The 26,468-nt window shown below is 67.0% G+C and carries 27 protein-coding genes and 2 pseudogenes; 16 read left to right on the forward strand and 13 right to left on the reverse strand.

Annotated elements, in window-relative coordinates:
• Positions 1-7: 7 nt before the first annotated feature.
• Entirely contained in the window at positions 8-466 is a 459-nt protein-coding gene (locus tag EJK15_RS09085) for a hypothetical protein (protein ID WP_138709933.1), read from the reverse strand.
• 97 nt (positions 467-563) lie between these two features.
• Here EJK15_RS09085 and EJK15_RS09090 point away from each other — a divergent pair, with 97 nt between their 5' ends.
• A complete protein-coding gene (locus EJK15_RS09090) occupies positions 564-1,160 on the forward strand; it encodes a hypothetical protein (RefSeq protein WP_206060735.1) in 597 nt (198 codons plus the stop codon).
• Positions 1,161-1,399: 239 nt separating this feature from the next.
• On the opposite strand, the gene EJK15_RS09095 is transcribed toward EJK15_RS09090, so the two are convergent.
• From EJK15_RS09095 to EJK15_RS09105, 3 genes are all read right to left on the reverse strand, one after another.
• A complete protein-coding gene (locus EJK15_RS09095; RefSeq protein WP_138709934.1) occupies positions 1,400-1,864 on the reverse strand; it encodes a hypothetical protein in 465 nt (154 codons plus the stop codon).
• Between the two features lie 306 nt (positions 1,865-2,170).
• Positions 2,171-3,046 (reverse strand): hypothetical protein, encoded by an 876-nt coding sequence (locus tag EJK15_RS09100; protein ID WP_138709935.1) that lies wholly within the window; start codon positions 3,044-3,046, stop codon positions 2,171-2,173.
• Positions 3,043-3,549 carry a SigE family RNA polymerase sigma factor gene (locus EJK15_RS09105; protein ID WP_138709936.1) on the reverse strand — a complete coding sequence of 169 codons (507 nt, stop codon included), beginning with the start codon at positions 3,547-3,549 and terminating at the stop codon, positions 3,043-3,045. Before EJK15_RS09105 ends, EJK15_RS09100 begins: the two co-directional genes overlap by 4 nt.
• A 486-nt stretch (positions 3,550-4,035) precedes the next feature.
• Here EJK15_RS09105 and EJK15_RS09110 point away from each other — a divergent pair, with 486 nt between their 5' ends.
• Positions 4,036-4,899: a tyrosine-type recombinase/integrase gene (locus EJK15_RS09110; protein ID WP_206060736.1), complete on the forward strand. Its 864-nt coding sequence runs from the start codon at positions 4,036-4,038 to the stop codon at positions 4,897-4,899.
• Here EJK15_RS09110 and EJK15_RS09115 read toward each other — a convergent pair.
• Both EJK15_RS09115 and EJK15_RS09120 read right to left on the reverse strand, forming a co-directional pair.
• The gene (locus EJK15_RS09115; protein WP_138709937.1) at positions 4,851-5,321 is read right to left on the reverse strand and encodes a hypothetical protein; all 471 of its coding nucleotides are present in this window, start codon (positions 5,319-5,321) and stop codon (positions 4,851-4,853) included. The two genes, EJK15_RS09110 and EJK15_RS09115, sit on opposite strands and share 49 nt — an antisense overlap.
• A gap of 765 nt (positions 5,322-6,086) precedes the next feature.
• Positions 6,087-6,614 (reverse strand): DinB family protein, encoded by a 528-nt coding sequence (locus EJK15_RS09120; protein ID WP_138709938.1) that lies wholly within the window; start codon positions 6,612-6,614, stop codon positions 6,087-6,089.
• A 73-nt stretch (positions 6,615-6,687) separates the two neighbouring features.
• Between EJK15_RS09120 and EJK15_RS09125 the strand changes: the two genes are divergently transcribed.
• The 6 genes from EJK15_RS09125 to EJK15_RS09145 all read left to right on the forward strand — a co-directional run bounded on the left by EJK15_RS09125 (position 6,688) and on the right by EJK15_RS09145 (position 13,020).
• Entirely contained in the window at positions 6,688-7,326 is a 639-nt protein-coding gene (locus EJK15_RS09125) for a TetR/AcrR family transcriptional regulator (protein ID WP_138709939.1), read from the forward strand.
• Positions 7,327-7,328: 2 nt separating this feature from the next.
• On the forward strand, positions 7,329-7,625 hold the full coding sequence (locus tag EJK15_RS09130) for a DUF6204 family protein (protein WP_138709940.1): 297 nt from the start codon (positions 7,329-7,331) through the stop codon (positions 7,623-7,625).
• 862 nt (positions 7,626-8,487) lie between these two features.
• On the forward strand, positions 8,488-8,904 hold the full coding sequence (locus EJK15_RS77460; RefSeq protein WP_420847033.1) for a helix-turn-helix domain-containing protein: 417 nt from the start codon (positions 8,488-8,490) through the stop codon (positions 8,902-8,904).
• Between the two features lie 597 nt (positions 8,905-9,501).
• Positions 9,502-9,654 carry a hypothetical protein gene (locus tag EJK15_RS70340; RefSeq protein WP_171074193.1) on the forward strand — a complete coding sequence of 51 codons (153 nt, stop codon included), beginning with the start codon at positions 9,502-9,504 and terminating at the stop codon, positions 9,652-9,654.
• Between the two features lie 184 nt (positions 9,655-9,838).
• The gene (locus tag EJK15_RS09140; RefSeq protein WP_138709942.1) at positions 9,839-10,582 is read left to right on the forward strand and encodes an ABC transporter ATP-binding protein; all 744 of its coding nucleotides are present in this window, start codon (positions 9,839-9,841) and stop codon (positions 10,580-10,582) included.
• Positions 10,576-13,020 carry an FtsX-like permease family protein gene (locus EJK15_RS09145; RefSeq protein WP_171074194.1) on the forward strand — a complete coding sequence of 815 codons (2,445 nt, stop codon included), beginning with the start codon at positions 10,576-10,578 and terminating at the stop codon, positions 13,018-13,020. The genes EJK15_RS09140 and EJK15_RS09145 overlap by 7 nt, the downstream gene beginning before the upstream one ends.
• A 198-nt stretch (positions 13,021-13,218) precedes the next feature.
• Here the strand turns inward: EJK15_RS09145 and EJK15_RS09150 are convergent, their stop codons facing one another.
• Complete coding sequence (locus EJK15_RS09150; protein WP_138709979.1) at positions 13,219-13,479, reverse strand: tyrosine-type recombinase/integrase; 261 nt, start codon at positions 13,477-13,479, stop codon at positions 13,219-13,221.
• 310 nt (positions 13,480-13,789) lie between these two features.
• Here EJK15_RS09150 and EJK15_RS70345 point away from each other — a divergent pair, with 310 nt between their 5' ends.
• From EJK15_RS70345 to EJK15_RS09185, 8 genes and pseudogenes are all read left to right on the forward strand, one after another.
• Positions 13,790-14,017: a hypothetical protein gene (locus tag EJK15_RS70345; RefSeq protein ID WP_171074195.1), complete on the forward strand. Its 228-nt coding sequence runs from the start codon at positions 13,790-13,792 to the stop codon at positions 14,015-14,017.
• 289 nt (positions 14,018-14,306) lie between these two features.
• Entirely contained in the window at positions 14,307-15,740 is a 1,434-nt protein-coding gene (gene ltrA / locus EJK15_RS09160; RefSeq protein ID WP_138709943.1) for a group II intron reverse transcriptase/maturase, read from the forward strand.
• A gap of 361 nt (positions 15,741-16,101) precedes the next feature.
• Positions 16,102-16,389, forward strand: a pseudogene (locus EJK15_RS77115) (reverse transcriptase/maturase family protein); the annotation flags it as partial.
• 3 nt (positions 16,390-16,392) lie between these two features.
• Positions 16,393-17,163 carry a group II intron maturase-specific domain-containing protein gene (locus EJK15_RS09165; protein WP_240776861.1) on the forward strand — a complete coding sequence of 257 codons (771 nt, stop codon included), beginning with the start codon at positions 16,393-16,395 and terminating at the stop codon, positions 17,161-17,163.
• Positions 17,164-17,493: 330 nt separating this feature from the next.
• The gene (locus tag EJK15_RS09170; protein WP_206060738.1) at positions 17,494-18,915 is read left to right on the forward strand and encodes an amino acid permease; all 1,422 of its coding nucleotides are present in this window, start codon (positions 17,494-17,496) and stop codon (positions 18,913-18,915) included.
• A 502-nt stretch (positions 18,916-19,417) separates the two neighbouring features.
• On the forward strand, positions 19,418-20,134 hold the full coding sequence (locus EJK15_RS09175; protein WP_206060739.1) for a helix-turn-helix transcriptional regulator: 717 nt from the start codon (positions 19,418-19,420) through the stop codon (positions 20,132-20,134).
• Entirely contained in the window at positions 20,134-20,568 is a 435-nt protein-coding gene (locus tag EJK15_RS09180) for a YybH family protein (protein WP_138709944.1), read from the forward strand. Before EJK15_RS09175 ends, EJK15_RS09180 begins: the two co-directional genes overlap by 1 nt.
• Positions 20,514-21,356: an aspartate/glutamate racemase family protein gene (locus EJK15_RS09185; RefSeq protein WP_206060740.1), complete on the forward strand. Its 843-nt coding sequence runs from the start codon at positions 20,514-20,516 to the stop codon at positions 21,354-21,356. Before EJK15_RS09180 ends, EJK15_RS09185 begins: the two co-directional genes overlap by 55 nt.
• 18 nt (positions 21,357-21,374) lie before the next feature.
• On the opposite strand, the pseudogene EJK15_RS09190 reads toward EJK15_RS09185, so the two are convergent.
• The 6 genes and pseudogenes from EJK15_RS09190 to EJK15_RS09215 form a co-directional block, all read right to left on the reverse strand.
• Positions 21,375-22,208 (reverse strand): annotated as a pseudogene (locus EJK15_RS09190) (IS5 family transposase).
• 528 nt (positions 22,209-22,736) lie between these two features.
• On the reverse strand, positions 22,737-22,886 hold the full coding sequence (locus EJK15_RS77465; RefSeq protein WP_420847032.1) for a zinc finger domain-containing protein: 150 nt from the start codon (positions 22,884-22,886) through the stop codon (positions 22,737-22,739).
• 311 nt (positions 22,887-23,197) lie between these two features.
• On the reverse strand, positions 23,198-23,422 hold the full coding sequence (locus EJK15_RS09200) for a hypothetical protein (RefSeq protein WP_206060741.1): 225 nt from the start codon (positions 23,420-23,422) through the stop codon (positions 23,198-23,200).
• A gap of 98 nt (positions 23,423-23,520) precedes the next feature.
• Complete coding sequence (locus EJK15_RS09205; RefSeq protein WP_138709945.1) at positions 23,521-24,180, reverse strand: response regulator; 660 nt, start codon at positions 24,178-24,180, stop codon at positions 23,521-23,523.
• Positions 24,177-25,331 (reverse strand): sensor histidine kinase, encoded by a 1,155-nt coding sequence (locus EJK15_RS09210; protein WP_138709946.1) that lies wholly within the window; start codon positions 25,329-25,331, stop codon positions 24,177-24,179. Before EJK15_RS09210 ends, EJK15_RS09205 begins: the two co-directional genes overlap by 4 nt.
• Positions 25,328-26,149 (reverse strand): CPBP family intramembrane glutamic endopeptidase, encoded by an 822-nt coding sequence (locus tag EJK15_RS09215; protein WP_138709947.1) that lies wholly within the window; start codon positions 26,147-26,149, stop codon positions 25,328-25,330. The genes EJK15_RS09210 and EJK15_RS09215 overlap by 4 nt, the downstream gene beginning before the upstream one ends.
• Positions 26,150-26,468 lie beyond the last annotated feature (319 nt).

Raw genomic sequence — 26,468 nt, forward strand, 5'->3', positions numbered from 1 at the left:
GCCAAGATCAGAAAACGGCGTACGGGCAGCTCAAGATGGGTGCGGATGCCCGCGCATGTACCCCATTGCCCCCATGATCCTGGGAGTTCAAGTCCCCCTCGGACACAAACCGGTCGCCTATGGGGTCCTGGTCACGCGCAGACGTGACCAGGACTTTTTGTTTTGACGGGTGGTAGATCAGTCGCAGTCCGATGTCGGCGTAGATCTTGGCCTTCCGCAACGGGTCGGCGTTCGAGAGGACGCGCGCCATATCTCCGAGCCGGCGCGTGATCCCTGCCAGTTCATCACGTCCCAGCCGCTTTCGAGGCAGTACGTGCGCCCGGCTCAGACGTTGCTCGGCCGCCGTCTTACGGTCGAGCTCTTCCTGGATCCATCCAGCGACCACGGCTGCATCCGCGCCCGCCTCAAGGGCAGCCCGATGCTGGGCGAGCTTGCGATCACACTCGGCGATCTGACGGCGTGCCACGGCCGGCCGCCAGGAGATCGGGCAGACCGATCCCTCGCTGCTGACCGAGGAAAGAGCGGGACCACGCCTGCTCCTGCTCGGTGGCCGGAGCTGGCGGGTGGCCTTCATCGACTGGACACGCAAACGGGCCTTCGTCGAGCCGGCCGAAGGCGGTGGCGTCGCCAAGTGGACAAGTTACGGCATCGCCGGACTGTCCTACAGCTTGACACGGGCAATGCGTGAGGTCCTGCTCGGGGCAGATCCACCGGTGTCATTGACCCGCCGTGCCCAGGTCAAGCTCGCCGAATGGCGAGAGGAGGAAGCGCCCGACACTGTGCATCCCGGAGGAACGCTGATCACCCGCGCAGGTGACGGCGTTCACTGGTGGACTTGGGCCGGATACCGCGCGAACGCAACGCTCACCGCCACATTGCCGTCGATCGCCGACCCGATCCAGCGGCCCACGGACTTCTCCGTACGGCTGCGCGAAGACTTTACGCCCGCTCTTTGGCGAGAGGCCCGAGATAAAGCGGGCAAGGGCGAGATTCTTGCTCTGCCAGAAGTCGACCGCCGCGCGGTCAGTGGGCTGAAGTTCTCCGCAGTCCTGCCAGAACGACTAGCGATGGCGACGGTCGCGGCGCGGCTCGCTGACATTGAGGGAGCACGGGCCTCCTTAACCGAGCCGATCCGGCTACAACTCGCCTCTCCCTCATGATTATTCCCGAAAAACGGAGGACCTTAGGCGGCAGATGTGGGGCAACCTGGCACAGCTTGTGCGCGAAGCTGGCAGCGACCAACCCGTGATCACCAATTCCCGGCCAGCGCCGACTGCCTCCCCTACCCGGCACCGCCAACAAACCCATGACGAGAGCCTGACCAAACGCCTCCACTTCATCACCGAAGCGGGCAGCGCCGTCCATGCGGTCCTCAGATGATCCACGACTCAGCCTGGCCTCAGACCGTCACAGTTACAGTCAGGGTGAGGACCGCCGAGCGGCCGGCCTGGGTGTACTGGGCGATCTGCAGCTCCTGGCCGTTGCTGACGTGCGGGTCGGCGCTGACCTGGGCCGCGCTCGAGACGCCGGTGGCCCGGTCCACGACGAGGCTCCGGCCGAGGTGCGCGTTCACCTGGATCACGTGTTCGGGCAGCGATGTTGTGCTGTTGCGGCAGAACAGGTGGATTCCGTTGATGTCCAGCTCGCGCTGCAGGGCCATCAACCGGTCGTAGTCCAGACGGTCCAGTTCCCGGCGCAGTCGCGCAAAGGTCGCGGGTGTCACCTCGATGGTCAGCTTGGGTGATCCGAAGGACAGGACCGGCAGACCGTCGGCCAGGGATGGCAGCGGCAGGTGGAAGATCTTCTCCAGTGCCTGCTCGTGGCCGTGCGCAATCCGGGGCTCCTGGGAGGCCAAGTGCAGCATGACCGTTCGGGCACGGGGAAGGCGGCCCGTTATCTTGGGTGACTCTTAGCAGTCAGCCATGTCAGGCAAGTAAGGTTGGCGCGTACTTGCCTCACTAGTATTCAGGGGTCTTCAGGCATGTCAGGTGCGCTGCCTCGGTACTACCGGCCTGAGCGGGCGGTGGCCGCCGACGCCGGTCAACGCGCTCGTTAACCTTCCGGCTGTCGTACTCAGGGTCGGGCGAACCCAGGACTGCGGTGGAGAGCGTCGTACGGGCCTGAGGTCGGCAGCCGCCGCCCTCGCGGATCCAGCGGCTGCCTGATGCCGTCAGTCGCTGCCGCGCCCCAGCGGCCCGAAGGCGACGTCCTTCTCCTGCCGCAGCACCTTCCCGTCGGTCCCGTACGCCGTCACCGTGACGGGCGGCGACTCCAGGATCGTGGCCTCCTTATTCTCAGGGTCTTCGGGGTCGCGCACCAGCTTCCCGGTGATCCGTACGATGAAGAACCCGTTGGCGATCCGCGCCGACGTACGCCGCCCGTCCGCCCAGTCGACCTCAACCCGTCGCACGGCGTCGCTGACCCGCCCGGTGACGACCCGGTACACGTCGTCCTTCTGGATCCGCTGCTTGCCGACGGTGTACGAATGCGTGTGGCTGGTGTATGCGTCCACCTGCAGATCACCGGAGAGCCCGGCTAGATTCCCGGGCGGCTTGAACCCCCAGTAGGTGAAGACCGCGCGCTCGGCCATGTCCTTCTGATCGGTCGGCGTGCAGAGCACGAAACCGGCGTCACTGCCCACCAGGGCAGTACTCCCGCCCTTGTCTGGGTAGTCCACCAGCACCCGGAAGTCGTCAGCCGCCCCCTGCTCGGCGATCCGCCGGTTCCCGTCCATGTTGTGCACGGGCCCGCCCTGGGGCATGCACTCGCGTACGAGCCGCAACTGCTCGGGGGTGTTGTCCGGCAGGGCCGCCACACCGGCCGCGGTGGCCGGGCCGGGGGTGTCCGGGGAGGGCAGGACCACCGCCGCGATCACCGTGGCGGCCACCGTGGCGGCCGCGGCCACCGTCGTGAGCCCGGCGACCGACCACGCCCGGCGCCGGCGTCGGGCGAGCGTCCGCGTGGCATAAGCCAGCGGGTCCACGGGGGTGGCTTCGCCGGCCATCAGGCGCAGCTCTTCGGCGATCCGCCGTTCGTCGATGGTCACTGCAGGCCCTCCAGGATGACGCTCTCGCCGACCAGCTTGCGCAGGCGGGCGACGGCTTGATGGGTTTGGCTGCGTACGGTGCCCACCGAGCAGCCCATGATCGTGGCGACCTCGGACTCCGGGAGGTCTTCGTAGTAGCGCAGCACCAGTACCGCTCGTTTGCGCGCGGGCAGGATCCGTAACGCCTTGCCCAGCGTGATGCGGGTCTCCACCTCGGAGGTGCGGTCGGCCACGCCGTGATCGGGAGGCGCTTCGTGCACGCGTTCGCGGCCCCAGCGCGGGCTGCGCCACCGCCCCACCTGTTCGTGGTACATGACCCGCCGCACGTACGCCTCCGGGTTGTCTCGGATACGCCGCCAGTGCCTGACTGTCTTGGCCAGCGCCGTCTGCAGCAGGTCCTCGGCGGCGTGCTGGTCGTTGGTCAGGACATAGGCGAGCCTGATCAAGCTGTCGGATCGGCTGGCGACGAACTCGGTGAAGTCGCGCTGATGGTCAGGGTGCAAGGGCTCTCCTCGTGTCTCGCACCAATAGACGTAGATGAGCTGACGGATCTATGGTGCGCGTCAGCCAGCACCGCCGATGTCCTGGATGCCGGCGTCGTCGCGCCGCCGTTCATGCTGGCGTTAACAGCGTTATCTTGAGTGACTCTTGGTAGTCAGACATGTTCGGCAAGTAAGGTTGGCGCGTACTTGCCGAACAGATATCTAGGGGTCTTCAGGCATGTCAGGCATGTCAGGTGTGCTGCCTCGGTACTTCCGGCCTGAGCGGGCGGTGGCCGCCGATGAGTCGGTGTCGTGGGTGGTGGTCGATGAGAATCTCGGGTTGCATGTCGAGGCGTGCGCGTATCTGGCGGGGCTGCGCGCGGCGGACCGGGCGTTCAACACCGAGAAGACGTACGCGGGCCGGATCGCCTTGTACTTGTCGTACTGCGTGGGACATGGCGTGGACTGGTCGAGCCCGAGCTTGGCGCAGTTGATGGCGATGATGCGGTGGCTGGTGGACGAGCCGATGCGGTCGCGGTCGCGCAGGCCGGGGGCGACGGCGCGCTACCGCAGCGAGGGCACCGCGAACGCGATCATGGGACGGTCGGGGAGTTCTTGTCGTGGTGCTGTCTGCAGGGGTGGGTGCCGCCGACGCTGGTCAACGCGTTGTCCCGGCCGAAGTATCTGCGTTTTCTGCCTGCGGGGTTCGACGCGGGTGAGGACGGTCAGCACCGGACGGTGATGGCCCGCACGATCAAGTTCCGGGTGGCGGTGCCGGGTTATGAGTGGCTCTCAGATGAGGAGATCGGCGTGCTGCTCGGCCTGGCCCGGCACGCCCGCGACGTCTTCTTGATTCAGCTGCTTGCGGAGACCGGCATGAGGATTGGTGAAGCGCTGGGGCTCCGCAGGCAGGACATGCACCTGCTGCCGGACTCTCGGGTGCTGAACTGTCGGCATGAGGGGCCGCACGTCCACGTCCGGCGGCGCCTGAACGCCAACGGCGCGTTCGCCAAGGCGCGGCAGCCGCGTGCGATCCCGGTGGAGCGCGACACGATCGAGGCGTATTCGCACTACCAGTACGAGCGGGACGAGGTCAGCGAGGCCGCCTCGATTGACCTGGTGTTCGTCAACCTGTTCCACCCTCCGCTGGGCGAGCCGATGAAGTACGACAACGCCCACGAGCTGTTCTGCCGCCTGGCCGAACGGGCCGGGTTTCGGGCTCGGCCGCACATGATGCGGCACTCGGCGATCACGCGGATGCGGCGGGCCGGGGTGGACCGCCGGGTGGTCCAGGAGATCGCCGGGCATGGCCCGTGTACGACTTATGCGGGTGCGCGTGATGCCGGAAAACGAAGAAGCCGTTTCGCGTAGAGGGTGGCGGCAACGAGTGCGGCTGCGACGAGCAGGTTCCAGCGGATGCCGGTGATCATGAGCGCGAACTCGGTGCCGTGGGTGAGATCCTCAATGGCTCGTTGGAGTGCGGCCAGGCCGAGGAGCGCGGCCGTTGCCAGGGTGATGTGGCGTCGTGCCCGGTGCGTGGCGACGGTGCCCGCCGCTGCCGCCAGGGCGACCAGGACGATCAGGACACCGTCCACGTCGGCCTTGCACGACCACGCCCACGGATGGTTCCACCGCACCTCGGCCGGCGTCGTGCCGAGGACCCATCCGGCAGGGCCCGAGGCCGGCCGGAGTGACGCCCATCCGGCCGTGAACGCCGACGCCGCCATGGCGAGCGCCCAGACGACGGCTTCCGGTCGTGCCGGGGAGCTGGGCGAACGCGCGGTGAGCAGCAACGCGATGAGGGCGGCGGCATAGCACGTCTCCGCCGCCCAGTGCGGTGCGGTGCGAAAGGGAGGTATCCAGCGCTGTCGGTGTGCTGGGTCTCGGAGGGGAGCCGGAGCATGAGAGCAGCTGAGATCGCTGCTGTTCCCAGGGCTACGCTCCAGCGCGGGGCCGCGAGAAGGAGGCAGGCCAGAACAGCGAGCAACATCAGCTCGGCCCATGAGAGCAGGTTCCCCCATGGCGTGACCGTCATGAGGAAGGGGCCTGCTCCCTCGATTCCACCGCAGATCCCGAGGACCAGTTCGGCCGCGGTGACGCCGGACGTCTTCAGCAGGACCGGCGCGGATGCGGCCAGCACGGCTCCGACCCGAAGGAGGCCGGGAATGAGCCGCGGGCCCACAGTTGGCGGCTGCGCCACGGATCTCCTTTGTCTCGTTCACAGGTGGCCGGAGCCGAAGCGACGATAACGGAACGAGGCCGCGGGCCGGAAGGTGGTGCGGGTCCGCCGCCGACTAGGCCCAGTACGGTTCCGACGCTCTGACGCGGGGCCTTGGTCATCGAAGTTGGTAAGCCTACTTGCCTTACGTGGCTTACAGCCCTTCAAGCGGCTGACCAGCCAGTTCGCTTGAGTACCGGTAGGCCGCTGACGAGGTGCCTGATATTCAGGTCCTTTTCCAGCGGCCTCCGGGAGGAGGGCCACCCAATGATCACTTGCGCAGTCCTGACGAGAGCCGCCGACCAGACTCTCGCCCGTCTCGGTCCCCGAATCGCTCACTTCACCCCGAAGCGGCCCGCAACAGCCGAAGCTGACCAATCTCAGTGACGTTCTTCATCAGCTCGGAATTCACCCAGGCGACCATATGGGCGACGGTGTGCTTGGAGTCCCTTGGCCATGGGAAGGCGGGGGCCGTGGCGTCCAAGTCGGTGTCGGTGAGGCGGTCCAGCACCGCCAACCAGTCCTCACGGAGGCTGCGCAACCACTCGATGGCGGTCCTTCCATCACCCGGCCAAGCGATCTCGGCCCTCTCCCGCGGTGTCCGGCCCTGAGCGTGATCGATAGTCACGCTCCACCACCAGCCGATATGCCAGCTCACCCAACCGATCGTGGGAACCGGGACGGGGTCGGGCTCGATCTCCGCCCAGTCAGGCACCCAGGTCCCCTCGACGTCCGGACGCACAGTCCAGCAGCGGGAAGCGGGCTCCCACAGGAAGTCCGCGGGCTCCAGCCGCTCCAGGTGGTAATCGAACAGCGACCAGGTCAAGTCGAACTGCCAGCGCAGCAGCTCGCATCGGGATACATGCATTGGTTGATCATGACAGAAACTACAGCCCATTGCAAAAATATAATCGACTTAAGTTTTGTAGTAGACTCCTCTTATGCAGGAAGGACTGCGGGAGCGCAAGAAGCGGCAAACTCGGCAGCGTATCTCCGAGGTGGCCATCGGCCTGTTCGTGGAGCGCGGCTTCGAGAACGTGACGATCGCCGAGGTCGCGGCGGCCGCCGAGGTGTCGGTCAACACCGTCTACAACTACTTCGAGGCCAAGGAGGACCTCGTCCTGCCGCCCGAGGAGGCCTCCCCGCAGCGGCTGGCCGACATCGTGCGGCAGCGTCGGCCTGGGGAGTCCGCGGCGGGCGCGGTGCTGGCGCGCCTTCGGGAGGAGGTGCGCGGCCGCGAGCGCCGCGTCGGGCTGAGCGCCGGATTCGGAAGCGTATTGGAGATGATGCGAGCCGCGCCCACGCTGTCCGCCCGACTGGAGGACCTCGGCCGTCAGATGACGGACGCGCTGACGGTTGTGCTCGCCGAGGAGACTGACGCATCCGAGTACGATCCGCTGCCGCGCGCGGTCGCCTGGCACATCGGCTGCCTGCACGCACTGGTCATGACCGAGATCGGCAGACGAACGGCGGCGGGCGAGCGTCCCGACGCGATCGCCGAGGCCGTCCTCGAACTGCTGGACATCGTGGAGAGCCTGCTCGGTGAGCGAGTCCTGGGCTATGCCGTACGAGAGGAATGACCGTGTTCAGAGTGACGATCAGAGGCAAGTTCAAGGGGCTCGACGACGCCGGCCGGGCCGCCGTGATGGCGGGGAGCGGCGCCGCCTACACCGAAGTGGGCACGTTCACTCACGACGCGAGCGTATCGGCCTTCACCTTCCGCTGCCAGGTGCCCGCCGGGCCAGACGACGACGAGGACGACGCCGCCCTACATGCGATGGCCGCACTGGAGGCGCACGGGTATGCGCACGAGATCTTGCAGGTCGCGGTGACGGACATGCGTACGATCAAAATCCGCCGAAAAGGGCGCGACGACTAGCTAAGCGAACCTCCGAGCGGGCAAACAGGCCGCGAATTGCCGGCAGGATCCACCTGACGATTACGTGGAGACACCGAAGCAGCGGTGGCGCTCAGCGAAAACTGGCGATCTGGTTCGAGTGGCGTTCGACCCGCTATGTTTCTACCTGGAGTCAGGACGCGCACGCTCCTCGCCGCTGCCACCGCCGCCCACGCCGACGCGGTGGCACCGTCGGCCAAGGTTCCTCGGGCCCGCGAAGTTCGCCTTCCTTCCTGCTGAGCGCATGTGCATCCGCGAAGGCAAGGCAGCGTGGGGGCTCTGCTGGAACAGGACGACACTATGCCCAGAAACAGTAGCGCCGCCCGCCGCGAACAAGCCCGCGCTCTCGCGGCCGCCGAAGGAATCTCCTACACCCCCATAGCGTGTCGACCGTTCGAGGTGGGGGTCGTCGGGAGTCCCGTTCCAGCCAGGACTCGTACCCGACGTGATCGCCGGTCGTGGCCGAGTAATACCAGCCCGCGTAACTCGTCCGTGCTCGAACCTCACGTTCCAGCTGGCCCCGAGCGGTCTGCGACACCGTACACCGTCCTGGTAGAAGTCCAGCTCAAACGCGTAGAGCGCCGGATCCGCGTACCAACCGCGAGTTCCTCCAACGTCACTCCTGACGACCGGCGACGCGTCACTCAACCTTTGGCGGCACGAAACTGGTGGTCATCAACCTTCGGTGACAATGATCAGCCTTCGGTGACGCAGGACAGGGACGGACGATAACGGGGTGAGCACCGCTAGCGAACAACACGCACAAGCCAGACCGGGCAGCGGGAGCTCCGGCCGCGTGTCCGGCGGCTTGGCCGGGCGCGCCCTGGCCATGAGCCGGTACGAGATGCTCGCGCCGCACCTGCACGAGGAAGTACCGCTGGCGCAGCTGGCCGCTGCCCAGGACGAGGGCGGCGTCTCCTATCGGACGCTGCAGCGGTGGCTGGCCGACTACCGGCAAGGCGGCCTGGACGCCTTGACGCGCCCGGGCCGCCGCGACAAGGGGGCTGCGTCGGTTCCCCGACGAGCTCGTAGCCTTCATCGAGGGGCTGGCCCTGCGCAAGCCTCGCCCCAGCGCGGCTACCATCCACCGGCAGGCCGAAAGCATCGCCAAGGCGCGCGGCTGGCCCTCGCCCGCCTACCGGACCGTGGCTCGCATCGTCGCCGACCTGGACCCCGCGTGTCTGCCATGTCTACCTCACGGCACTCGGCACCGTTTCCGTTCCGCTCTTCCCAGAAAGAATCTCAACTGGTTGTGGGATAGCCGTCGCTGACAGGAACTACACCGGCACGGGGTTCAGCGTTCGTCGGTCCCAGGTTGGTCTTCGTCCGGGCCGGTGCCGGGGAAGGGAGGAAGCGGTCCCGCCAGATGCTGGCGTTCCGCGCGCTGAGGTCGATGACGGCGACCAAGTCGTGCGCGGCCCACGTCTCCAGATCGTTTGCGATGGCGTCGAGGTCGGCCGCGGCTATGCGCTGCACTCCGGCATCCGTCAGGAGGTCGTCAAACCGGGTGCCCTGCGGCTTGGGGTCCTGTCATATCCGGCCGGAATTCCCGCTAAGCAATGAGGCGCTGGTCAGCGGGGCTCGGTGCTCTGCCAGCCGGGGTCCAGCAGAGGCGCTTGCATGGTCCTGTAGCCGGGCAGGCCAGGCCAGCCCGTGCGGTCGGGCGTCGTCGCTGCCGTTCTTGCTGATCATCTCGGTCGCAGAGATGGGATGAGGGCGTGGGCCGCCGCCGTCGGCCGCACCGGCCGCCTGCCTCGCAAGCAAGGCTGCAAGGCCGGCGAGCCGGCTGGGCAAGACGGCGATCGACAGGTCGATGGTGCGGTGCCGGACGTGCCGCACCTGCCCGTAGGGGTTCACTGTGAACGATGCGGATGTGGCCCGCCTGTCGCCTTTCATCCGCGCCCACGTGAACATGCTGGGCCGTTACTCTTTCGCCTTGCCCGACCTGCCCGGAGGCCTGCGGCCCTTGGGAGACCCCGGCGATGTCCATGGCGATGAGATCAACGGCTGACAGGCCTGCCACCTCGCAATTCAGCCACGGATTGGCTGCGAGGACTCGACGGTGACGCCGCATACAGCGTATCTCGCGGGCCTGGTCAACGGGAGCGTCCTGGACCGGAGGTAGTGCTGGGTCTACCGGCGTTTCTCGCCTCAGCGCCCATGTGCCAAGATCCCCGCGCCGGTTGGATCGAGGCATGACATCGACAGATATGGTCCAGTTGTGGTCGGTGAGCAGGGTGTACGGCTCCGGCGACCAGGCGGTGGCAGCGCTGGACGCCGTGACCACCGGATTCGCGCCGGGCACTTTCACCGCGGTGATGGGACCGTCCGGCTCGGGAAAGTCCACGCTGCTGCACTGCGCCGCCGGGCTGGACCGGCCCAACGACGGCAAAGTCGTCATCGACGGCACTGACCTCGGCACGCTGACGGAGGACGAGCTGACGCTGCTGCGCCGCGCGCGGGTCGGGTTCGTCTTCCAGTCCTTCAACCTGGTCTCCGCCCTGACCGCGGAGCAGAACGTCGCCCTCCCGCTCCGCCTGGCGGGGCGCCGGCCCGGCGTGGAGCAGGTGCGTGCGGCGCTGGCCGAGGTCGGGCTGGCCGAGCGGGCCAGGCACCGGCCCAGTGAGCTGTCCGGCGGCCAGCAGCAGCGCGTGGCGATCGCCCGCGCGCTCGTCACCAAACCCGCAGTGATCTTCGCCGACGAGCCGACCGGCGCCCTGGACACCACGACCTCCCGATCCGTGCTGAAGCTGCTGCGCGGGATCGTGGAACACCAGAATCAGACCGTGATCATGGTGACGCACGATCCGGTCGCGGCCGCGTACGCCCACCGGGTGCTGTTCCTGGCCGACGGCCGGGTGGTAGACGAGCTCACCGGAAGCCCCGGCGCGGAGACCATCGCGGCCCGGATGGCGAGCCTGGAGGCGGCGGCATGCTGAAGCGGGCCCAAAAACATGTATCAGCGCGGCGGGTCCAGGGCGCGACAGGCCGCCGGTGGCGCGGTGGCGGTTCACTCGCCCTGGCCTGGGATCTGGCGCGCGGCCGCTGGGGCAGCCTGGCCGGCACCTTCCTCGCGCTCGGCCTGGCGGTCGGCATCCTGTCCATGACGGGACTGGTCTTCGCCTCCGCCCAACCTCAAGTTCCCGCCCGGTACGCAGGGGCCGCCGTCCTGGTCAAGACACCCTCCACCGGCGGAGAGGCCAACGGCTTGTTCTACCCGGACAAGCCCTGGCCACCGGAGCAGGCCCGGTCCCTGGCCGAGCGACTAGGCCGGATCCCGAGGGTGGCGGCGGCCGTACCCGACCGGACCTTCTACGCTCAGGCGGTCATCGGCGGCAAACCCGTCGCGGGTGACACCCAGGGATACCTGTGGCCCAGCGCCGCGCTGGCGCCGTACCGGCTGGCCGCCGGCAAGCCCCCGGCCGGCCCCGATGAGGTCGTCGTGAGCCGCGCGCTCGGGCTGGCACCCGGCCGGCAGGTGACGGTGCTCACCGCCGCCGGACCGGCGTCCTACTCGGTGTCCGGCACGGTCGCGGGCCCCGGCTACTACTTCGCCCAGGCGCGGACCGGCGGGGTGCGGGTCATCGGGCTGGTGGCCGAAGCCGGTGCAGACGTCGCGGCGATCGAGCGTGCGGCCCGAGCCGTCGTCGGCGCCAAGGGGCTGGTCCTGAGCGGTGAGGCCAGATCGGCGACCGAACCTGTGGCAGACGTTCAGACACGGTGGTTCGGCTACCAGATCCTCAGCGGCATGGCGATCCTGGTGGCGTTCACGGCTGTGTTCATCGTGGCCTCCACCTTCGCGTTCGGCGTCGCGCAGCGGCGCAGGGAGTTGGGGCTGCTGCGGACGGTGGGTGCGACGCCGCGCCAGATGCGCGCCCTGATGCACGGCGAGGCGCTGGTGATCGGCGTGGCAGCCGCCGCGGTCGGAGTCGCTGTCGGTACGGTGTGCGCTCCCGGCTTGGGCCAGACCCTCGTCAATCTGGGATTCCAACCGCCGAGCTTCGCCGTGGAGATCCAGCTGTGGCCGATGCTGGCATGCTTCGCCGCCGGGCTGGTGGTGGCCCAGCTCGGGGTATGGGCGGCTTCGCGCCGGGCTGCGAAGGTGGCGCCGCTGGAGGCGTTGCGCGAGGCCGTGGTGGACGAACGCCCGATGACGGCCGGCCGGTGGGTGTTCGGAGCGCTGTTCACCCTCGTGGGGGTGGTGGTCGGTGTCTTCATCGCCGGTGAGTCCGACAGCGTGATCCAGTACTCCTTCTACGCGGCGGGGACGCTGATCGTCGGGCTCTCGCTGCTCGCGCCCGCGGTCATCCCGCCGCTCGTGCACGCCGTGTCGTGGCCGGTTCGCAGCGGAGCGATCGGCATGCTGGTGCGCCAGGGCGCACTGACCGCTGTGCGGCGCACCGCATCCACCGCGGCGCCGGTGCTGGTCACGGTCGGTTTCGCGGTGCTGGTCACCGGGATGGTGGAAACCAACGTCGGGGCCAACGGGCTGCGCCGTGCCGCCGCCGTCCAGGCGCAGTGGGTGCTCGCGCCGCAGGACACACCGGGCCTCACCGACGCCGCGGTCTCGGCCGCGGGAGGCTCCTCCACGCTGCCGACCACCGTCTACACAGGCGACAGACCCTTCAGTGCCGCAGGCGTGGCGGGCAGGACCAAGGCGGACGTGATCGCCGGAGACCTGCAGGACCTACGAGGCGGCCAGACGATGGCCGTGGCCGAGTGGGCCGCCCGCGAGCGCGGCTGGCGCGTCGGCACCGCCGCGCCGGTGGCGTTCGAGGACGGACAGAGCCTGCGGCTCACTGTGGTCGCGGTCCTCAAGAAGGCCCCGGCCGACATCCTGCTGACCCGCCAGACTGTACGCGACCACGATCCATCAGCACTGACCGAGCCCGTCTACCTCCCGACCCCCACTGCTGTCCCGGCGGACACCGGAGCCGTCATCGAGAAGGTCACCGACCGGATGGCCAGCATCGAGGACCATGAAGACGAATTGGTCTGGGTCTTCGTGCTCATCCTGGTCGGGCTGTCGGTGGGCTACAGCGCCATCTCCATCGCCAACACGCTGCTGATGGCCACCACCAACCGGACAACCGATCTGCGCGTGCTGCGACTGTCGGGCGCGACCACCGGCCAGGTGCTGCGGACCGTCGCCCTGGAGTCGACCCTGGTGGTCGCGATCGGCGCGCTGCTCGGCATCGCGGTGGCCGTGACGGCGCTGGTCGGAATCACCACAGGACTGACCAATATGATCGGCATGACCGTCGGCATGATCCTTCCCTGGCCGATCATCGGCGCGGTCATCGGCATCTGCCTCCTGCTCGCCGTCGCCGCCTCGGTCATCCCAGCCAGAACCGCGCTACAGCCGCCCCGCCCTTAGCGACGGTAACGCGCGTCATGTACCACAAAGTTCACTGCTGCTCGGGTCGGCCCCACCAGTAGGCCGACCCGAGTAAGTGAGCAGGCCGTCAAAGACCACAGCGCTTGAGCACGAGGCGACACCACCTCAATGATCTTGTGCTTGGGCGACGGCGTACTCTCTGGACACGACTCCTGGCCTCCGTCGATACCGCCGGCTTCACCGCTTGCGCGCGGCGGGGTCGCGCTCGACCTGCCAGCGCGCGAGTGCTTCGCCCGAGACCCGGGCATAGCGAGCCAGCAAGGCGACCGAGGTATGGCCGGAGTAGGCGAGCAGGGTGGAGGTGTTCGCGCCGTCCTCGGCCGCGTGGGTCAGGGCCGAGTGCCGCAGCTGATGCAGCGTCCAGCCGCCGGTGGCGGCCTCGAACAGCTCGGCCGCCCGTCGATACGACAGCCGCGCCTTCCCGCTGCTATCGCAGATAGTGAGACCTTGTCTGCGATAACGGCGGTGCTGTCCTGCGGGAACGCCTCGCCATGACGCTGGCGGCTCCCCTGCTTATCTGCGATGGCTCCTTGGGCTCGGCCCGGTGATTGCGGCCGGACCCAGACAACCGCCGAGTACAGCAGGTTCGGGGGAACCTCAGGTCATGATCGGTCGGTTATCCCAGTAATGCGGAACGTGTCTGTGGCGATAGCCGGACACGTGCAAAGGGGCGGGTCGGAGGACCGGGGATGTTGAGTGAGGCGTTAGCGCGCTGGCGGCGGCGGGCGGCACGGCGCTGGTGGAGGCGATGACCATCGATGCGTGGGCGTCGGCCAAGCAGGGCTTCGCCGGGTTGCTGGGCCAGGGCAAGCCCGAGCGACACGAGATCGCTGTGCAGCGGCTGGAGCGCTCGCGACAGGAACTGGCCGGCAGGACCGGCGCCGAGCTGGAGCGGGCCAGGGTGGAACAGGAGGCGGCCTGGCGGCTGCGGCTGAGCGATCTGTTGGAGGACGATCCCACCGCCGAAGCCGAGTGAATCCGTCGGTGAGGAGGCCACGCTGAAGGCCTGCGGCGTAGGCGTGGCGAAGCTGCCGGGGTAGAGCTGGCCGCCGACCTGATCGATCGATGTCGTGTGAACGTGGGAACCACCCGCGGTGGCCCTCCCGCTGTCCAGCCGGGACAGCGAAGGGGCAGGCCCGTTGCCGGCTGAGCGCCGGCGGGTGGGACGGAGGCCTCGTAGTAGTCCGAGCGCGCGAGAGGCGCGCACATGGCGAAGGGGGCCAGCAAGTCAGCAGGAAGGATGCTGGAATGCCGGGAGGGCGTTGGTGAATACCGACGAACTGGAGTACGCCCTACTGAAGGCGGAACGCCGGGTACTGGAGATCCAGACCAAACTGCACCGTTGGGCCTGTGATGATCCTCATCGCAGGTTCTGTGATCTGTTCAATCTCGTCGCCGATCCCGCATTTCTTCTGGTCGCGTGGGATCGAGTGCGGGGCAACAAGGGTGCTCGCACGCCTGGGGTGGACGGCAGAACAGCGCCGTCCATCGAGCACGGGCGAGGAGTCGAAGACTTCCTCGGTGAGCTGCGCACTTCGCTGAAGGAGCACAGCTTTGCCCCGTTGCCGGTCCGGGAGCGGATGATCCCCAAGGCGAACGGCAAGCTGCGTCGCCTGGGGATCGCCACAATCCGTGATCGGGTCGTGCAGGCATCCGTGAAGCTGGTGCTAAAGCCGATCTTCGAGGCGAATTTTCACCCGTGCAGCTACGGGTTCCGCCCCGGACGCCGGGCTCATGACGCGATCGCTGAGACGGTCATGTTCGCCACCAACCGGTATGAGTGGGTGGTCGAAGGAGACATCACAGCGTGCTTCGATGAGATTTCACACTCCGCTCTTTTGGAGCGGGTGCGTCAGCGTATCGGAGACAAACGCGTTCTGGCCCTGGTGAAGGCATTTCTTAAAGCGGGTATCCTCAGCGAGGAAGGCACGCTGCGAGATAGCCGCACCGGAGCACCGCAAGGGGGAATCTTGTCCCCGTTGCTGTCGAATGTGGCCCTGTCGGTGCTGGACGAGCATTTCGCCCGGCTTCCCGGCGGGCCGTTATCCAACACGGTCGAGAGAGCCAAACGCAAACGCCACGGGCTGCCCAATCATCGTCTCATCAGGTACGCAGATGATTGGCTGTTGCTGCTGGCAGGCACTCGGGAGCATGCCCTGGGCATGCGCGACCAGGCGGCAGCGGTACTCGCCCCGATGGGGTTACGCCTGTCGGAGGAGAAGACCAGGATCACCCATATCGACGAGGGTGTCGACTTCTTAGGATGGCGCATCCAGCGGCATCGGAAGAAAGGCGCCAACCGGCGCTACATCTATTGGTATCCGTCCCGCAAGGCCGTCAAGGCCATCACGGGAAAGATTAAGATGTTGTGCCGACGAATGGACACCAACCAGCCACTCGATGCCCTGCTACGTCAGCTCAATTCGGCGTTGCGGGGCTGGTGCGCCTACTTCCGGCCCGGCATATCCGCACGCACCTTCTGCTATCTCAGTGCCTATCTTTGGGGCAGGGTGATGGCATGGCTGCGGCGTAAACACCGCCGGATCACCTGGAAGGAACTCCGCCGCCGCTATTGCGATGGGCGGTGGTGGCCGTCAGGGCAAGAACTTGGGATGTTCAACCCCGCCAAGGTGCGAACTACGCGCTACTACTACCGGGGTGTGGTTGGTATCCCCTCGCCTTGGCCCATCACGGGATGAGGAGATCATCACCACGCCCGTGAACGGGACTTGTGGAGAGCCCGCTGCGTCGACGAGGCGCACGGCGGGTTCGGGAGGCGGCTCGGGGAAACGGGCAGGTCGTAAGGCCAGCACCGCGCCCCGAGTCGACCTCACCGGCCCGGCCGGGGCTGCCATGACGCGACTGGGGCGATCTTCCAGACGCTGTGTCTCAGGACTACGAGACGGCTCTGGATCCTCGACGCGGACCTGGCTGCAGCGTTCGACCGGATCGACCACGACTACCTGTTGTCCATGATTGGGTCGTTCCCCGCTCGGGGGATGATCCGTGAGTGGCTGAAGGCGGGAGTGTTCGAGAAGGGCAAGGGGGTTCGCTCCGACACCAGAGGGCACACCCCAGGGCGGCGTAATCTCGCCGCTCTTGCTGAACGTCGCACTTCACGGGCTAGAGGAAGCCGCAGGAGTCCGCTACTCGAAAGAGACGACGCGACTCGGACAGGCCAGCCCGGCAGTGATCAGATATGCCGACGACCTGGTCGCCTGCTGCTTCTCGAAGCAGCAGGCCGAACAGGTCAAGGCACGGCTCGCCGCATGGCTGAAACCCCGGGGACTGACCTTCAATGAGGACAAGACGCGCATCGTCCATGCCTCGGAAGGGTTCGATTTTCTGGGGATGAACGTCCGCCGCTACGCGGGCGGCAAGCTACTGATCAAACCGAGCAAGGCTGCCATCAAGAGGATCCGGGAACGGCTCGCCAAGGAACTGCGCTCTCTGCGCGGGGCCAACTCGACGAGGGTGATCGCTCGGCTCAACCCCATCATCAGGGGCTGGGCCGCCTACTACCGGACGGTGGTCTCGGCCAAGGTGTTCAAATCCTTGGACCACTACCTGTGGACGCTCACCTACCGGTGGGCGCTTCGAACCCACCGCAACAGGCCACCCCGCTGGATCGTTGATCGGCACTACGGAAGATTCAACAAGTTCCGCAACGACCGCTGGGTGTTCGGCAACCCGGAAACGGGTGCCTACCTGCTGAAATTCTCTTGGACAAAGATCGAACGACACACCATGGTCAGAGGGCGGGCGTCCCCAGACGACCCCACCCTGGACGACTACTGGACTGCGCGGCGCCGACGGGTGAAACCCCCGCTCGACGCCTACACCATCAGGGTGCTCGACCGGCAAGATGCGCGCTGCGTGCTCTGCGCAGAACACCTCTTGTCTCCCGAACAACCCCCGCAAGGACCGGATGAATGGGAGAGATGGTGGCTTCAGGTAGCACGAAAGGCGATCTCACAAGACCACCTCGTCTACCACGGAAGCCGCGGCCCAAAGGGTGACGTCCGATCACACCTTGTGCACACCTCATGCCACCGGAGCCTCATGTCCCGGGAACGCATGAGGGCGGCCAAGCCCTCCCGAGCGTCCGCGGGGCTTGCTTGAGCCGTGTGCTGCGACGAGCAGCAAGCACGGTTCTGAGGGGGCCGGGGCGCAGCAATGCGCCCCGGCTACCCGACCCCCTGACAGACCTTCAAGCGGCTGACCAGCTACTTCGCTCAAGAACACTAGATAACGATCGCAGCCACGCCAGCGACTCGCTCTCGCCGAGCGCGCCGGCGTCGTTCGCCCCGGACGCCGAAGTCGGTAGTAACCGCCTCCAAAGAAATGTCAATGACCACAACGTTTCGTTGACTAATGCAACATTCTGTGAGAGTGTACAACTCCTTGTTGTGACGCACATCATGTAACCCCTCTCGGCGAAGTGAGGCATCGATGAGAACGCAAGCGAACCCCACCCGGCCCGATGCGAAGAGCGGCACGCCCTTTCAGCGTCGGCTGAAGGGGCGCCACATCCAGATGATCGCTCTGGGGGCGGCGATCGGGACGGGCCTGTTTTACGGTTCAGCGGAGGCCATCACCACCGCGGGGCCCTCGGTGCTGCTGGTCTTCGCGATCGGAGGCGTCGCCATCTTTTGGATCGTGCGTGCGCTCGGCGAGATGTCGGTCGAGGACCCAGCTAGTGGCGCGTTCAGCCATCACGCTCACCGCAACTGGAGCTCTCGTGCCGGATTCGTCTCCGGCTGGAACTACTGGTTCACCTGCGTGGCTGTGGCGATGGTCGAGCTGTCCGTCGTCGGAAAGTTCGTGAACTACTGGTTCCCCGACATTCCCGGATATCTGTCGGCGGCGTTCTTCCTGGTCACCATCACCGCCGTGAACATGGTCGGCGTGCGCGTGTACGGCGAGTTCGAGTTCTGGTTCGCCATCATCAAGGTGGCCGCCGTCGCCGCAATGATAGTGCTCGGCACGATGATCGTCGTGCTCGGCATCAACAACAATTCGAACCTCATCGACCCCAGTTTCGCCCACTTGGTCGACGATGGCGGCTTCTTCCCGCACGGCATCTCCGGAGGGCTCCAGGCACTGGTCATCGTGATGTTCGCGTTCAGTGGCACCGAGCTGGTCGCGGTCACGGCGGGTGAGGCGGAGGACCCGAGGCGGACGCTTCCCCGTGCCATCAACCAGGTGGTGGTGCGGATACTGCTGTTCTACATCCTCGCCCTCGCCATCATCATGGCGGTCGTACCGTGGAGTCGGATCGACGGCCGGACGAGCCCGTTCGTGCAGATCTTTGAAATGGTGGGTGTGCGAGGCGCCGCCCACATCCTGAACTTCGTCGTGCTCACGGCGGTGTTGTCCGTCTACAACTCCACTCTGTACGGCAGCGGCCGCATGTTGCACTCGCTCACTCGCCAGGGCAATGCACCCGCACTCTTCGGCAAGGTCACCTCGCGAGGCGTTCCGCTGGCCGGAGTGCTGGCCTCCTCGGCGGTGACCGCCGTCGCGGTTGCGGTGGTCTTCCTCTGGCCGGACTTCGCGTTCACCTATCTATTGGCGATCGCGACCATCGCCGCGGTCATCAACTGGACGATGATCATCGTCACCCACCAGAAGTTCCGCCGCCGCATCGGCCCCGAGGCAGTGGCGAACCTGACGTTCCGAATGCCGGGCGCCCCGGTCACGGGTTGGATCGCACTCGCGTTTCTCGCGCTCATCGTTGCCCTGATGGCCGCCTCGTCCGGCTTCCACGTAGCGGTCATCGCCGGGCCGCTCTGGATCGCCGGTCTGCTGATCGCCTACGAGATCAAGGTGCGCTTCTGCAATCCTTCGGTTGAGAGCCGTGCTCCGGTCTAGGGCGTCCTCGGGTCGTAGGTGAGTGCGGTGTTTTTGCGGAGGTTCCAGTGACTCGCCCGGGTCGCCAAACTCGAAGCCGGAGGGCTGATCGTCGGAGCATGGGAACCGGTGGTCTCTTCCGATCATGGCGCACAGAACGACTTCGTGGAAGCGCGGTTTACCGGCGGCCGGTGGAGTGGAATTTTGAGCCAGCGCCTGACCTGGCTATTGTCGAGGGTTCGGTGCAGGTATGTCTGCCCTATTTGGGGAGCGGCCAGGCGCGGTGGAGATTGTGGAGACGCGCGGGGCACAGCGGTGATCCGCCGTGCCGTCGCCCCGGTATCGGTCGAGTTCGCGCTGGTAACCGCCACGGACGACCGAGGATGGTCGAGTGTTGGCCGAGCCGGGCCCGCATCCACAAATTAGGCACCCCCCGGCATACTGGTGACTCGCTGAGCAGGTTTACGACCAGGCCCTGGGCCAGCACAGCTAGCGATCTGCAGCTGTAGTACGAGGAGACGACGTGCAACAGAAAGAGAGCCTTGCAGCCATGGAGCGGGCGACGATCTTGCGTACCCTGACGGCGCTCGTCGAGCCGCTGGCGACGGTCATCCCCGGAGACAGTGAGGTCGTGCTGCACGATCTCCGCCTGCTGCCCAATTCGATCGTCGCCGTCGCCGGTACATTGACCGGGCGCGAAGTCGGCGGCCCCGCGACAAACCTATTGTTGCAGGCCGCCGCGTCCGGCAACTTCGTCAGCAGGCACGGCTATCTCAGCAAGCACTCCGACGGACGCGATCTTCGAAGCTCCACCACAATATTCCGCGACTCGCTCGACGTTCCGGTCGCCGCCTTGTGCATCAACGGAGACATCACCAGCTGGCGGATGATCGCAAATCTCGCCCTCTCGATGATCCCCGCACCGACCGCGACCGTCGCCTCCACCAAGTCGCCTGCCGACGACGGCGAGCAATTCGTACGCAACGTCGACGAACTCGCGCAGCACCTGCTCACTCGCGCGATCCGCGCCCAGGGAATCCCCACGGACCTCATGCACAAACGGCACAAACTCGCGGTCGTGCACGATCTCAAGAAACGGGGGTTCTTCACCCTCCGAGAGGCCGCGGAGCTGGCCGCCGAAGCGCTCGGCGTCTCACGATTCACGATCTACAACTACCTTAACGAGATCGGGACCGAGCCCGACAACGCGGCGTCAAACACCGAGATCGAAGCACGCTGATGTCGATCGAACAGTTCATGCGGAATTACCGCGAAGCGTGGGAGAACCAGGACGACGCGCACTTCGCGGCACTCTTCACAGCGGAGGGCGAGTACCACAACACGCCGTTCGCGGTGCAGCGCGGACACGGCGAGCTCGTCGAGTACTGGCAGCGGGTGAAGCTCCAGCAGGACATCCACGTCACCTACGAGATCATCGCCCCAGAGTACGGGATCGCACGATGGCACGTCGAGTACCAAGTGGCGTCCGAGGAACTCTTCCGGGTGTGGGCACGGTCCACCGGCACGAACCTCGTCGAGCGCACACCGGGTGGACCCCTGCCGCGCATCGCACTCGACGGTGTGCTCCAGGCCGAGTTCGAGGGTGAGCTATGCCGAGTATGTCGAATCTGGTGGCACAGCATTCCTCAGGACACGACGACTCCGAAAGACTAAGGGAAATGAACGAGAAAACCGACGTCATCGGGCTTCTAGGCGGGATGAGCTGGGAATCGACAGCCACCTACTACCGCGCCCTGAACACCCTCGCCGCGCAGCGCCTCGGCGGCCACCACAACGCGCGCAGCCTGCTCTACAGCTTCGACTACGACGAGCTGCTGACGTGGGGAAGCGCAGGAGAATGGGACAAGGTGACCTCGGCCCTGGTCGCGGCGGCCCGAATGCTCGAGGACTCGGGAGTCGCGTTTGTCCTTCTCACCGCGAACACCGCTCATGTCGCAGCCGACGCCGTGGAAGCGGCACTGCGCGTGCCGCTACTCCACATCGCCGATCCCACCGGCCAGGCGATCACGGAACTCGGGCTCACACGCGTGGGACTGATCGGAACACGGTTCGCCATGGAGCTCGAGTTCCTGACCGGACGGCTGAAGTATCGGCACGGTCTGGACGTGCGCGTACCTGCCGCCAACGACCGCGACCGACTGCACACGATCATCGTCGACGAGCTGACACTTGGCGAGATCAGCGCCGATTCGCGCACGGCCGTGCTCGACATCGCGCAGCGCCTCGTCGACGACGGCGCCGAAGGCATCATCATCGGATGCACCGAGCTTCCGCTGCTCCTCGAGGACAAGGACTACCCGGTCCCCGCATTCGACACGACGAAGCTGCACGTCGCGGCAGCTATAGACCTGTCTTTGGGCAGTCCCCCGGCCGCACACCAGCCTCGCACCGCACGCCGCCGCGTCATCAGCACCCCGGGTACCGATCCGGGCCAAGACTAAGAGGTCCTAACAGAAAGATCAGCGGACGAGGCGTCGCCAGCAGATAATCGCAGCGGCAAGGGTCATGAAGGCTTCATGGATGTCGTCGCAGATCTCCCAGCGGACGCGCAGGCGACGGAACCAGTGCAGGAGCGCGATCGCCCGCTCGACGACTCAGCGGTGAACGCCCAGACCAGAGCCGTGTGGAGTACCACGCCGGGCGATGATGGGCTTGCTGCCGGTGCGCCAGACCAGGCGACGGTACTTGTCGTGGTCGTAATCGCGGTCGGCGGACAGGATAACGATGGCGCTTGCGGGGCCGTCCGATGCGGCCCCGTACCGGTGGGATGGCCTTGATCAGCGGCAGGAGCTTGGTGACGTCGTTGCGGTGGCCTCCCGGTCAGGGACAGGGCCAAGGGGATGCCCGCCTCCGTCGGTGATGACGTGGTGTTTCGAGCCCGGCTTGGCGCGGTCGACCGGGCTCGCCGGTTTTGGGCCGCCCTTGAGCGCCCGGACGTGCGAGCTGTCGATCACCGCCTTGGACCAGTCGAGCTGGCCGGCGGCGTGCAACTCGGCGAGCAGCACCTCATGCAGCTTGTTCCAGACGCCGGCGGCGTGCCAGTCGCGCAGCCGGCGCCAGCAGGTCATACCCGAGCCGAAGCCCAGCTCCTGGGGCAGGAACTCCCAAGGGATCGCGGTGTAGAGCACGAACAAGATGCCCTGCAGAGCAAGCCGGTCATCCAGCCGCTTACAGCCTGGATGGCGCCTTCGTCGCTCCACCTTCGGCAGCAACGGCTCTATCCGCTCCCACAGGCTGTCCGGCACGATCCACGGCAGTTGCTCACCCTTCTTCACACAGAGATCAACGATCATCGAGACCGCCAGACACGGCCTTTGATCATTTGGTTAGGAGCCCAAGTTGTCCCTGTGTGGACGCCCGTTCCGGGCTGAAAATCGGGGGTGGTTGCTCGCCGACGCCGGTTTGATGGTGATCTTCGAGATCGTTTAGGAGCCGGGTGCTGGGAACCGCGCTGTGGGCCCTTCAGTGTTCCTTCCAGGACGTGGATCAGCTTGCGCCTAGCGCGTCGCCCTGTGGTTCCCGCGAGCAGCCGCTTCATCCACACGATGGGTCAGGAGGACGGCGCGATGCTCGAACAGGCCCACGACCACGAAGAGATCATCCAACGCGTCGCCGCGCTGGACATCGGCAAAGCCAGCCTGACCTGCTGCATCCGGGTGCCCGACGGGAGCGTGCCGGGCAAGCGGCTGCAGGAGGTGGACGCCTACTCCACCATGACGCGCTCGTTGCTGGCGCTGGCCGATTGGCTGCGCTGCCAAAGCGTCACCCTGGTCGCGATGGAGGCTACCTCGGACTACGTGCGGCGTAAGGGGTGCATGAATTCAGAGCTGGGGCACCAGCATGAAGCGGGGCGTGTGGTACTTGGGAGCGACCTTGCCTCCTCGGGTCCGGCAGGCGCTCCCCGCGGGCGCCTCACACATGGGACAGTCGAACTGTTCGGCAGCGGCAGCGGCAGCAACGAACTCGGCCATGTCGCAAAACCTATCGCAAGGACCATTCTGAGAGACGAGTTTTGCGAGAGGTTTTGAGAACGATGATCGGGGACAAACCGGACATCGAACGGGCGGCACTATGCTCTCGCAGAACTGAGTATTTCTGCGAATCACACACCGCCGCAACGACTACCGAACGTTACAGCGCCATCCGTCGTACGGGCTCCCGATGATGTCCCATCGGGTGAAGAGAGCCAGCACCGGCGCGAGCAACAGGTAGAAGAAACGATCACAGTTGGCCGTCAGGAAAGCTGACGACTGAGTGGAGCTCCTGCGGGCCCTCGCCAGGATCACGCTGCGGTGGGGGTCGATGAGGGTGCGGTCGGCGAACGTCCCCAGAGGGGTGTCGTCCAGGGCCCGTATCGGAGGTTGCCCTCCTTGTCGCGTACGACGCCGGGGACGAGCGGGTACACGCCGTTGCTGGAGTAGTGCGAGCCGTTCGCCTTGGCCCTGGTCAGATGGTGCAGGCCGGCGGCCACCGCCGACGATGTCGTGGACGCCCTCGTCCGGACCACCTTCGAGGTGGCAGGCGTGGCACCGTCTCGGGGCCGACGGCCGCGCGCTGATGGTCGAACAGGGCCACGGACCGGCGCCGGCCCTCATCGAGGTGTGCTCAGGTCACCAGGCCCCTGCGGTAGGCGTAGACCACCGCCTGCACCCGGTCACGCAGGTCGAGCTTGGTCAGGATGCGCGACACGTACGTCTTGACGGTCTCCTGGCTGATCACCAGCGTGGCGGCGATCTCGCTGTTGGACCGGCCGTCGGCGATCAGGCGCAGCACCTCCAGCTCGCGCGGGGTCAGTGCGGTCTCGCCGGGCGTGGCCTGGGCGGGGCGGATCCGGGAGGCGTACCTTCCGACGAGCTGCCGCGTCACCTCGGGGGCCAGCAGCGCGGCGCCGGCCGCGACGGTGCGGATGCCGTGCAGGAGCTGCGCCGGTGGGGCGTCCTTGAGGAGGAACCCGCTGGCGCCGGCCCGCAGCGCCTGGTAGACGTACTCGTCCAGGTTGAAGGTGGTGACGACGAGCACTTTGACAGGGTCCGCCACTCCGGCGCCGGCCAGCAGGCGGGTCGCCTCGATGCCGTCGAGGACCGGCATGCGCACGTCCATGACGACCATGTCGGGGTCGAGCCGGCGGGCGAGGTCGACCGCGGCGCGGCCGTCGCCGCACTCGCCCACCACCTCCAGGTCGGGCTGGGCGTCGATGATGGTGGCGAAGCCGGTGCGAATCAGCGCCTGGTCGTCGGAGATCAGGACCCGGATCGGTGTCGTCACGACGGGTTCTCGGCGGGGATGCGGGCTCGGACGAGGAAGCCGCCGCCCGCCTGCCGGTCGGCGCTGAACTCGCCACCGAGGGCTTCGACCCGATCGCGGAGCCCGGCCAGGCCGCGTCCGCTCCCGCCGGGAGAGGCGGCCCGGGAGCCGGGGCCGTCGGTGCTGACCTCCACGCTGATCTCCTTCTCGCCGTAGCGCACGTGGACCACGGTGGGGCTGCCGTGGGCGTATTTGAGGGCGTTCGTCAGGGATTCCTGCACGACCCTATAGGTCACGAACTCGGCGCTGCCCGCCGATTCCGCCGGGCTGCCCTCCTCGGTGAGCTTCACCGGCTGCCCGGCCCGGCGGGTCTGCTCCACGAGCGTGTGGAGCTCACCGGCGGAGGGCATGCTGACGTCGGTGTCGTGATCGGCTTTGAGCAGGTCGAGCATGTGCCGCAGGTCGGCGATGGCCCGTCGGCCGGTATCGGTGATGGCGCTCAGCGTGGCGTCGAGGCGGTCGGGGGCGGCGATCAGATAGCGTGCCGCCTCGGCCTGCACGACCATCGCCGTCACATGGTGGGTCACGACATCGTGGAGCTCGCGGGCGATGCGGGTGCGTTCGGCGGCGCGAGTGGCCTCGGCGACGTGGTGGCGGCGTTCGGCCTCGGCGGCGCGGGTGGAGCGCAGCCAGGCGCCGATGCCCCACGCGAGAGCCAGTGCCAGGTAGAACACCACGTACCCTTCCGGCCTCTCGGTCGCGCCGAGCCGGCCGAGCGCGAGCGTCAGCGGCACGTACGCCAGGGAAAGGAGGACCACGGTGACGCGCCGGCCGCGCTCCAGGTGGGCACCCGCGCTGATGAGCGCAATGGGCATCGCGTTGCTCGCGAACACGTGGTAGGCGCGGATCTGGTCGAGGGCGAAGCCGAGCGACACCAGGACGAGGCAGACGGCCGGCCACCGCCGCCGCACGGCGAGCGGAAGGCATTCCAGGGAGATCACCACGATGGCCAGCGCGTCGAAGGGGCGGGCCGGCAGGTCGCCGACCTGCGTCCCCTTGCCGTGGAGCGCCGGCAGGAGCGATACGACGGCCATCAGCAGCCCGAACGGTAGATCCCGGACCACGACATCGCACCGCCGCCACAGGCCCGTGACCCGCCGTAGATCGATCACTGGGCGAGCGTAGCGGTCGCGCCGCTTCGGAGCGGGACCACGTTGCCGCGCCGGCGGGCCAGCCACATGAACCCGACCGTCAGCAGTAGGCCGAACACCACCGCGTACGGACTCGCCTCCGGTCCGAACTCGCCGCCGGTGAGCAGGGCGGGGCCCGACGTCACACCGTGCAGCAGACCCTGCGACGCGCCGTTGCCCGAGACCTCGGTGCCGAAGATGCCGGCCGCGGCGAAGTTCCAGCCGAAGTGCACACCGATCGGCACCCACAGGGTGCGGGTGGCGGCGTAGGAGGCGGCGAGCATGCCGCCCGCCTCGATCGCAATGGCGATCGCACCCCACAGGTCGGCGTGCGGGTTGAACAGGTGCGACAGGCCGAACAGCAGGCCGGTCAGCGCCAGCGCGATCCACGTCCCGGTGCGTTCCTCGACGATCCTGAACAGGATGCCGCGAAACAGCAGTTCCTCCGTCACCGCGGCTGCGGCCATGAACCCGACCATCGCCACCGCGCCCGGCACCGAGCCCATACCGTCGATCCGGTAGCCGCCCAGGAAGGCGATGTTCATGATGACGGCCGCGAACATCCCGACACCGATCAGCATCCCGCGGACGGTGGCGGCGACGGCGCCCTTCGCGACCACCTCGACCGGTGCGCGGCGCTCGGACCAGCGCACCATCCGGGCGTACACGAGTACGGCGAGTACGGCCGTCGCGACGCCGAGGAGCAGGGTGAGGAACGGGCTTCCCTGCACCGCGCCCACGATCATGCCGCCGGCGAAGGCGACTACCGCGACGGGGACGAGCTGTTTCAACAACCGCATGACGACTCTCTTACGTGGGGGACTCCGCGGCGGGTCGCCGCTACGCCGGGAAACATTAGGGATTCGGCGGCCTGGAATCGTCCCCGTGCGGTGGACATTCGCGGGTAGCTCGCACGGGGGACAGACGTGCATGCGATTCGCCGTACGACGCCCGGACGTTCACCGAGCAGGACCTCGACGAGGCCCGCAGCAGACCCACCCGGCTCGCGCGGATCTGGACCGCCGGGCTGGAGGCGCTGACTCCGGACCAGGCCGACCACTCGCCTGGCAAGGGCCGGACACTCCGCCAGGTCGCCTTCCACCTCGGCGGGTCGGTCTG

It is taken from the genome of Nonomuraea basaltis (genome assembly GCF_005893125.1).
GTDB classification, from domain to species: Bacteria; Actinomycetota; Actinomycetes; order Streptosporangiales; family Streptosporangiaceae; genus Nonomuraea; species Nonomuraea basaltis.